Here is a 9,270-nt window from a genome sequence, read left to right on the forward strand (position 1 = left end):
GGGGTTGGGCGCACGGGGGCCAGATCGTCGCCGGCGGGTATGGTGGTCGGGGAATCCGGGTCGGAAATCGGAACGACGTCGTTGAAAATCCTCCACGCCTGGTCGGCGCCGTAACGATCTGTCATTGCGGTCAGAAATTCGAGGTTGCGGATCTCGTAGGTATCGCGGCCAAGCGGCGCGGCGGTGATCAGCGCGAGATATTCGGTCAGGCTCCAGCGCGTGGGCTTGATGCCCCAGCGGATAAACTCTAGCGGGGTCAGGCGCGCGGGGTCGGCGTTCACTTCGTTGATGCGCTTGTTGATCCCGTCGACCATGGCCTGGATCATCGTCCGATGCTCGGGCGCGAGCGCGCGATAGCGTTTCATCAGCTCGGCATCGGACAGCTTGCGGCCGCGCATCGCCTTGTCGGTTTCGAGCGCCGAGGCGCCGACCAGCTCGGCGCGGCGGCCCTGGGTGTTGTGCCGCGCCAGCTCCATTGCCGCGAGCCGGTCCTCCGCGATCGCATAGCCGGCGCCGAACATCACCGCGCCCGAGGTGTCCGCCTGAACATGCGGCACGCCGAAATCGTCGCGGTAGATGCTGACCTGTTCCTGCGCCTGCGCCTGCGCGGGCGCCGACGCCGCAAGCAGGAGAAGGGGGGAGCCAAGAAGCAGGGCAGCGGTCGAACGGCGCATCGATAATATCTCCTGTTTTCTATGCCTTCGGCAGAAATGCTTCGGCCAGCGCGACCCACAACGCCGCGCCCGTGGGCGAGATGCTGTCGTCATAGGCATAGTGCGAATTGTGGAGCATCACCGCGCCCGGCCCTTCGTCGCCGTTGCCGAGCAGCAGGAAACAGCCCGGAACGACGTCGAGATAGCGCGCGAAATCCTCGCCCCCCATGCCCGGCGCGTCGAGGTCGACGAAGCGATCGGCGCCGACGACGCCGATCGCGATGTCGCGAACGCGCGCATAAAGATCGGGGGGATTGTGGAGGGCAGGATAGCCGCGCTCGTAATGCAGCTCGGCGGTTGCGCCGAACGATGCGGCGATGCCAGTGACGATGTCGCGCAGCCGCTGCTCGGTCGCGTCCTGGCTCGCGCGCGACAGGGTGCGGACGGTGCCGCCCATGCGCGCCTCGTCGGCGATGATGTTGAACGCGGTACCGGCCTCGACCTTGCAGATCGATACGACGGCGGCGTCCATCGGATCGGTATTGCGCGCGACGATGCTTTGCACCGCGACGATGATTTGCGCTGCGACGACGATCGGATCGACGGTCAGGTGCGGGCGCGCGGCGTGGCCGCCTTTGCCCGAAACGACAATCTCGAACTTGTCGGCGGCAGCGTAGAGCGCGCCTGCGCGTCCGGCGAGCTTGCCCGCAGCGATGCCGGGACGATTGTGAATGCCGAAAATCGCTTCCATCGGGAAATGGTCGAACAATCCGTCACGGATCATCGCGCTGGCGCCACCGTCGCGGTCGCCGCCGGGCCCCTGATAACCCAGCGATTCCTCGGCGGGCTGGAAGATCAGATGCACGGCGCCGTCGAAATTGCGCGTCGCCGCCAGATGCTTTGCGGCGCCGAGGAGCATCGTCGTATGCCCGTCATGGCCGCAGGCGTGCATCACCCCAGGCGTGCAGGACTTGTGATCGGACTCGGTCAATTCGGTCATCGGCAATGCGTCGATGTCGGCGCGGATGCCGATCGCGCGGTCCGACGCGCCGGCGCGGATCGTCGCGACGATGCCGGTGCCGCCGATGCCCGTCGCGACTTCATCAACGCCGAATTGGTCGAGCAGGCCGAGGATGAAGCGGACCGTCGCGTCCTCGTGAAAGCCGAGTTCGGGGTGCTGGTGGATGTGCCGGCGCCAGGCGGTCATGTCGGCTTCGAGCGATGTCAGGTCAACGGACATGGGGACGCTCCTCCTGGCGCAGCGGCAGGGGAAAGTTAGGCGCAGGGCTGCGCCGACCCCAATGCTTATTGGACATGCTTATATGTTCCGCGTCGATGGTCATGATGGATTGGCTCAGGGTACGGCATGCGCCGCTACCTGATAGAAGACCCCGGCGTGCGGGCCGAGCGGCAGGTCGAAGGCGACCCAGGCGACGACCATCATGATCCCAGTCGCCATGAAACACAGCGCATAGGGCAGCATGAGGGCGAGCAGCGATCCGACCCCCATCGATTTGTCCCAGCGCTGGCAAAAGACGAGGACGAGCGGAAAATAGCTCATCAGGGGGGTCATGATATTGGTATAGCTGTCGCCCATGCGATAGGCGGCGGTCGTCATTTCGGGGCTGATGCCGAGCAGCATGAACATCGGCACGACGACCGACGACAGCACGCTCCATTTCGCCGTGGACGATCCGATGAACAGGTCCATCATCGACGAGAGCAGCAGCACGCAGACGAGCAGCAGCGCGGGGGGCAGGTTCAGCGCCTGCAGCTTTTCGGCGCCGCCGATCGCGATGATCGGACCGATGCCCGACCAGTTGAACATCGCGACGAAATGCGCGGCAAAGAAAACGAAGACGAGGTAGGGCGCGATCGTCTTCACCCCCTCGCGCATCATCGCGACCACGTCGTTCGAATTTTTCACCGTACCGACGGTCCGGCCGAACACGATGCCGGTGAGCAGGAACAGGAGGAATAGCGCAGCGATAATCGAGGCATAGAGCGGCTGGAGCCGGATCGGCCCTTCGGCCCGCTGGTCGATGAACGGCGTATAGCCCGGCCACAGGCAAAGCGCCGCGAACAGGGCGGCGACCAGCAGTGCGGCGAAGCCCGCGCGGCGAAGCCCGCGTCGCTCGGCCGGGCTGAGTTCGCCCTTGTCGAGATCGGCACGGAGTTCGTCGTCGATGTCTTCGTTCCATGTGCCGAGCCGCGGTTCGACGACGCGGTCGGTGACGAACCAGACGATCGGGGTAAAGAAAACGACGATGCCGAGGATGAAATACCAGTTGCCGAGTGGGTTCATCGTCCAGCCGGGCTCAACGATGCGCGCGGCTTCCTGCGTGAAGCTGAACAGCAGCACGTCGAGCTGGCCGGGCATGATATTGCCGGCGTAGCCGCCCGATACTGCGGCGAGCGCGGCCGCGATCCCTGCGAGCGGGTGCCGCCCCACCGATGCGAACAGCACTGCCGCCATCGGGATCAACACGACATAGGCGGCATCGGCGGCGTGGTGCGATACCATGCCGACCACCGCGATGATCGGCGTCATGTAACGGCGCGGGGTATCGCGCAGCGAGCCGCGGATCAGGGCAAAGAACAACCCCGACCGTTCGGCCACGGCCGCGCCCATCATGATCGTCAGGATGATGCCAAGCGGGGTGAAGCCGGCATAGGTGCGCGGCATTTCGGTAAACAGCCGCGCGATATTCTCGGCCGAAAACAGGCTCGACGCGCGATAGGTCAGCATGCCCCCCGCCAGCTCGGCGCCCGCCGGCGCCTTCGCGCCCGAATAGGGCAGCGACGCGCTCCATCCCATCGCCGCGCCGATAGCCGACACGATCATCAGCATGGCGATCAAATAGAGGAAGATGATCGTCGGATCGGGCAGCAAGTTGCCGACGCGTTCGATCACGCCCAGAAAACCCCTTTCGCGGACGGGGCGAACGGTTGCGGTGCTCATGATCGCGCCTTCCTGGCCGGGCAAGGGGGTTTCTCCTTCGAAAACGACATGAGGCCCGCGCGCGCGAAAGTCACGCGGGCCCCACCCTGTCGGCCGGAATCAGAAGTTCACTTCGAGCCCGAGCCGGACGACGGGACCGAATTGATCGAACCCGCCCCCCGACGGGTCGATGACCTGAACCGATTCCATCACCGGCAGCTTTTCGTTGAAGAGGTTGGTGACGCCGAACGAGAATTTGGCTTCCTGCTCCCCGTTCATCGACAGCGTGTAGGATGCCGAGATGTCGTTGTAGAAACGCGATCCCGTGCGGTCGGGCGACAGAAGTTCGCGGCTGATCCCCGGCGAAATGTCGGTCAGCGCCTGGCTCGACTGGTAACGGCCCTGCCAGCCGAGCGTCAACGGACCGTTCGAATAGGTCAGCCCGACGACGCCCTTATATTTGGGATAGCCGTAAAAGCCTTCGAGGACCGTAAAAAGGTCGGGCCGCGCCTGGAAGGTATAGGTCCTGAGGCGGTGCAGATAGGTGAAGGCGAGGTTCGCCGAAATCCGTCCCGAGCCGAGCGGGCGGGCGTAAAAGACCTGCGTGTCGAGCCCCGACGTTTCCAGTTTCGACGTGTTCACATAGGTGCTGTTGCCTGTCGTGATGCCGAAGAAATTGGGGCTGGCCGGGTCTGATTCGCGGGTGATCAGAGAGCAAAGGTCGAGGTCGGGACCGCCGGCGCGATCGACGCAATTTTCGGCGATTTGCTGCGGGCTCAGGAAGCTGATTGCGTCGTCGATCTCGATGTTGAACCAGTCGGCGGAAATCTGGAGCCCGGGCAGGAATGTCGGCGTCAGCACGATACCCGCGGTCCAGCTGTCCGACACTTCGGGGTCGAGGTTCGGGTTGCCCGACACGATGAAGGGCACGCCGACGCCACCGTTGAGCGGGGTGAAGCCCGCGGGACGGCCGAGCGCGGCGCAATTGGCGGCGCGGTTCGGGTTGAGCCCCAGGTTGTTTTCGTCGCACGGGTCGTCGACGTTGGTCGTCTGCCCTTCGCTTGGGCGGAACGCCTCGAAGATGTTGGGCGCGCGGATCGCGCGGCTGATCGTCGCGCGCAGGCGCAGGCCGTCGGTCGGTTCCCAGATCGCGCCGGCTTTCCATGAGGTCGCCTGTCCGGCGTGGCTGTAATCCGCGTGGCGAACCGCGCCTTCGACCGACAGCAGTTTGAAAAAGGACATGTCGGTCAGGATTGGGATGCTGAGTTCGCCGAAAAATTCGGTGACATGATATCCGCCCTCATAGTCCTGCGTCGCCGCCTGATTGGTCAGCCCGCCCTTGACCAGCGGGTCGGTCGTGCGGCCGTTGCGTTCCTTGCGATATTCGGCGCCGAGCGCGAAGCCGACCGCGCCGCCGCCGGGCATCGTCAGGAACTTCTCGGTGTCGCCGGCGAGGGAGAAGCCCGCAGTCGTCTGCCGGATGAAGGCCTCCGACACCGTCGTTGCTTTCACGAAGTTGCGTGCTTCCTGCGAGCTCGCGATCGACCCGAAGGGGTTGAACGGCGAACAGGGAGCGCTGCCCTGGATGTTTGGGCGGACATAGCCGACCGGCTGCAGGGCCGCGACATCCATGCGGCACCGGATCTGGCCGCTGTCGGGGTCGACCACAGCGTCGAGCGCGGCGAGCAGGTTCGGGACGACGAGGCGATTATACCCGATGAATTTCGCTTTCGTCCGGCCATATGTGCCGTAGACGTCGTAGCGCAGGTCCGCGAACCCCGTCTCGAATTCGCCCTTCAGGCCGCCAACGAAAGACAGGCTGTTGCGATCGACCTGGCTGTAGCGCAGCCCGAGGTCGGTATAGAGGCGGTCGAGCCGCAGCGTGGTCGCACCCGCCGCGAGCAGGTCCTGCCGGAAATCTTCGTTGAGAAAGGCATTTTCGGCGACGCTGATCGCGACGCCCGAACGGATCACCGGCTGGCCGCGGCCATAGCTTGACGTATTGTTGTAATCGACGCCGAAATAGCCGCGCACGCTGTCGCTGAAGTCATAATGCGCGCTGAGGTTGAGGTTATAGCGTTCGATATCGGGGACGATCGAGATCGAATCGTCGAAACGGAAGCAGGCGGCGCCACAATTTTCGAACAGGCCGAACAGCCCGCCGTCGCTGAGGCTGGGTGTCGGAAAGGGGCGGGGGGTCCCGTCGTCGTTGAAAGCGAACCGCCCGAGCCCGCCGGTGTCGTTGCCGAAGCCGACGACCCCATAGCCCGAGAAGCGCAGTGCCTCGCCACCGGGCACGACGATCAGGTCGGGGATGCCGTCGTCGGGGCCGGTGTCGGCGGGATTGATCATAGCGACATTGTTATTCATGTCGGCCTGTCGCGGCGTGATCTCCTTGACCTTGGTATAGTCGCCCGCGACCGTGACATTACCGCGGCCTTCGCCGAAATTCATGCCGGCGACGAGGCTGGCGCCATAGGTCAGGCCTTCGCCGCCGCGTGTCGGCTGCGACCCGTTGAACGAGACGCGAACGCCATCGAAATCATCCTTGAGGATGATGTTGACCACACCCGATACCGCGTCCGAACCATAAATGGCCGATGCACCGCCGGTGATGACCTCGATCCGTTCGATCAAATTGGGGTTGATCGAATTGAGGTCGATCGCGGTGCTGTCGGTGGCACCGGCGACGCGGCGCTTGCCGTTGACGAGCACCAGCGTGCGGTTCGAGCCGAGGCTGCGCAGATCGACGAGGGCAAGGCCGCCGCTATTTTCGCCGCGCGAACCCGATGCGCCCGACTGCTGGCTTTGCTGCATGCTGCCCGAAAAGCCGATCGAAGGCTGCTGCGCGAGCGCGCGGCCGATGTCGAACTGGGCATTGTTGTTGTCGAGCGCGTCGGAAGTGACGACGCCGACGGGGGTCGGCAGGTCGAGGACCGGGCGACCGATGCGCGAGCCCGTCACAACGATGTCGTCGCCGCCGTCGATCGCCTGCTCCTCGGCCGACGTGGCGGTTTCTTGCGCCCGCGCTGCGCCCGCAAGGGTGACGCAAAGCGAGATTGCGAAAAGCGATGTCGAAATTCTGAGCTTGCCGTTTACGGCTGCCGTTGCCGGTCCCTGGATCATGTTTTTTCTCCGCCCTGAACCCTGCCAAAGCCGTTCGTTCGTCGGTTGGTGCTAGGGTTCAGCCTGTCTATGGACATGCGGTGATCGATCCCAATGCCGGTTCGACATAGAATCATTCGTGCGGCTTAAGCGGCGTCTGCGCAGCATTATTACGCGGCTGCGTCAGGCAGCCTCGGCCTTCAGGCGGTTCTTGAGCATGGTCCAAAAGGCTTCGACGCTCGGGCTGCGCCGCGCGATGGGTTTGTAGATCCGGATTTCGATCGGAACATGCCAGCGGGCGTCGCCGGCGGCGACGAGGCGGCCGCTTTCGAGGTCGGGGCCGGCGAGGCTGAGCGGCGCCCAGCATACCCCCCGGCCGTCGCGAGCCATCGACAGGAGCGCCGTCGCCATATGCGACCGGAAGACGGTCCGCAGCGCTGCGGAGCCCGCGGCAATGACCTGCGCGGCTTGGAGGATGCGCCCCATCCCCGATTTTTCCTCGAACTCCAGATAGGGAAGCGGCTGGTCCGCACTGCCCGGCAGCACATGCGTCGGCGCACCATCGCCGAGCGGTGCGGTCACCGGCATCAATATATCCCCACCGAGCGCCAGCGAAGTAAAGCCCGCGGGGTCGAGGCGGTGCGCGGCTGCGGTGTGGTGATGGCAGAGGAGGAAATCGGCCTTTCCCTCGAGCATGAAGCGTTCGCACGCGACCATATGGTCGGCGATCAGAGTGATCGTGCCCGCTTCCTGGCCGTCATGCAGGCTGCGGAGCCATGCGGGGAAGAAGGTCGTCGACAGCGCGTGCGTCGATGCGAAGCGGATTTCGTTGCTCAGCGTCCCGCCGATTTCGCGGACATGGTCGCGGCCCAGCGTCAGCCGGCGCAATATCTCCTCGGCGACGATGCGAAAGGCCTGGCCCGCCTCAGTCAGTGCGATACGGTGCGTGTCGCGATCGACCAGTGTCGCGCCGACCCAATCCTCGAGCGCGCGAATGCGTCGGCTGAACGCCGGTTGAGTGAGGTTGCGCGCCTCTGCCGCGCGGGAAAAATTGCCTTCATCCGCGAGCTTGATGAAGTCTTCGAGCCACATGATATCCATCTGATTCCACTCGTCGCATCAATTGATACTGTCCCGGCATTGGCTTCGTTCGAACCGCTGACGGTAATCCCTGCCTCGCGAAATCGCAGGAAGGGTAGAAGAATGTCGGCGCCAAAAACGCTCTATGACAAGATCGTCGACGAACACCGTGTCTTATCTTTTGACGAATCTGCCGGCGCCGGCGAACGATTATTGCTCTATATCGATAGAACGGTGCTCAACGAATATACAAGCCCCCAGGCATTCAGCGGGCTGCGCGAGGCCCGGCGGACGCCCTGGCGGCCTGCGGCTTCGCTCGGCGTCGTCGATCATGTCAATTCGACCCATCCCGACCGAAATGCGGGTCATCTGGACGGCGGGGCGCGGCGGCAGATCGAATATCTAAGCGAGAACGGCCGCGATTTCGGGATCGAGATTTTCGACCTGTTCGACCCCCGGCAGGGCATCGAACATGTCGTGATGCCCGAACTCGGCCTGGTGCTGCCCGGGATGGTGATCGCCGCGGGCGACAGCCATTCGACCACCTATGGCGCCTTCGGCGTCGTCGGGTTCGGCATCGGCACGTCGGACATCGAGCATCTGCTGGCGACCCAGACGCTCGTCTATCGCCGGCTGAAAACAATGCGCATTACGATCGACGGGCTGCTTGCACCGGGGGTCACGGCAAAGGACCTGATCATGGAAGTGATCCGCCGGATCGGGGCCGATGGCGCCGCCGGCCATGCGGTTGAGTTCGCGGGGGCGGCGGTCGAGGCGCTGGGGGTCGAGGCGCGCATGACGATCTGCAACATGGCGGTCGAATGCGGCGCGCGCGTCGCGCTGATGGCGCCCGATGACAAGGTGGTGGATTATATCGCGGGCTGCCCGCGCGCGCCATCGGCGGAGTTGTTGGCGCGGGCGCGCGCCGAATGGCGGGACTTGCGCAGCGACGCGGGCGCGCGTTTCGACAAGGACATCCTGTTCGACGCCGGCGAAATCCCGCCGATGGTGAGCTGGGGGACGAGCCCCGACCAGTCGCTTGCGATCACGGGAGCCGTTCCCGATCCCGATGAGCTTCCGGCGGAGCGCCGCGCCGATGCCATACGCGCGATGGCCTATATGGACCTCGCGCCGCACACCCCGCTTCAGCATATCGCGATCGACCGCGCCTTCATCGGCTCGTGTACCAATGCGCGGCTCAGCGACCTGCGCGACGCTGCGCGAATATTGAAGGGTCGCAAGGTCGCGCCTGGCGTGCGCGCGATGATCTCGCCGGGCAGCAGTGGCGTGCGCCGCGCGGCCGAGGGCGAAGGGATCGACCGCATTTTCATCGAGGCGGGGTTCGAATGGCGTCGTTCGGGCTGTTCTTTGTGCCTCGCGATGAATGACGACAGCCTCGCACCCGGCGAGCGCTGCGCGTCGAGCACCAACCGCAATTTCGAGGGGCGGCAAGGTATCGGCGGGCGGACGCATTTGATGAGCCCCGCTTAC

The 9,270-nt window shown here is 64.6% G+C and carries 6 protein-coding genes; 1 reads left to right on the forward strand and 5 read right to left on the reverse strand.

Annotation, left to right across the window (positions count from 1 at the left end; genetic code table 11):
- The 5 genes from ATE71_RS21400 to ATE71_RS21420 all read right to left on the reverse strand — a co-directional run.
- Positions 1–674 (reverse strand): penicillin acylase family protein (locus ATE71_RS21400; RefSeq protein WP_160328073.1); only part of this gene is annotated, 674 nt, incomplete at its 3' end.
- Between the two features lie 19 nt (positions 675–693).
- Positions 694–1,893, reverse strand: coding sequence for a M20 aminoacylase family protein (locus ATE71_RS21405; protein WP_058805357.1), 1,200 nt, complete (start codon positions 1,891–1,893; stop codon positions 694–696).
- Between the two features lie 114 nt (positions 1,894–2,007).
- Positions 2,008–3,615 carry an AbgT family transporter gene (locus tag ATE71_RS21410; RefSeq protein WP_058805361.1) on the reverse strand — a complete coding sequence of 536 codons (1,608 nt, stop codon included), beginning with the start codon at positions 3,613–3,615 and terminating at the stop codon, positions 2,008–2,010.
- A gap of 99 nt (positions 3,616–3,714) precedes the next feature.
- Positions 3,715–6,720, reverse strand: coding sequence for a TonB-dependent receptor plug domain-containing protein (locus ATE71_RS21415; RefSeq protein ID WP_058805358.1), 3,006 nt, complete (start codon positions 6,718–6,720; stop codon positions 3,715–3,717).
- A gap of 162 nt (positions 6,721–6,882) precedes the next feature.
- Positions 6,883–7,800 (reverse strand): LysR family transcriptional regulator, encoded by a 918-nt coding sequence (locus ATE71_RS21420; RefSeq protein WP_058805359.1) that lies wholly within the window; start codon positions 7,798–7,800, stop codon positions 6,883–6,885.
- 102 nt (positions 7,801–7,902) lie between these two features.
- Between ATE71_RS21420 and leuC the strand changes: the two genes are divergently transcribed.
- Positions 7,903–9,270: 3-isopropylmalate dehydratase large subunit (leuC, locus tag ATE71_RS21425; RefSeq protein ID WP_058805360.1), on the forward strand; the 1,368-nt coding region annotated here is incomplete at its 3' end.

It is taken from the genome of Sphingopyxis sp. H115 (assembly GCF_001468465.1).
Lineage (GTDB): Bacteria > Pseudomonadota > Alphaproteobacteria > Sphingomonadales > Sphingomonadaceae > Sphingopyxis.

What these genes read in the sequence shown, in the direction of transcription:
- ATE71_RS21405 (WP_058805357.1), bottom strand. Translation starts at nt 1,893, where the DNA reads ATGTCCGTTGACCTGACATCGCTCGAAGCCGACATGACCGCCTGGCGC.
- ATE71_RS21410 (WP_058805361.1), bottom strand. Translation starts at nt 3,615, where the DNA reads ATGAGCACCGCAACCGTTCGCCCCGTCCGCGAAAGGGGTTTTCTGGGC.
- ATE71_RS21415 (WP_058805358.1), bottom strand. Translation starts at nt 6,720, where the DNA reads ATGATCCAGGGACCGGCAACGGCAGCCGTAAACGGCAAGCTCAGAATT.
- ATE71_RS21420 (WP_058805359.1), bottom strand. Translation starts at nt 7,800, where the DNA reads ATGGATATCATGTGGCTCGAAGACTTCATCAAGCTCGCGGATGAAGGC.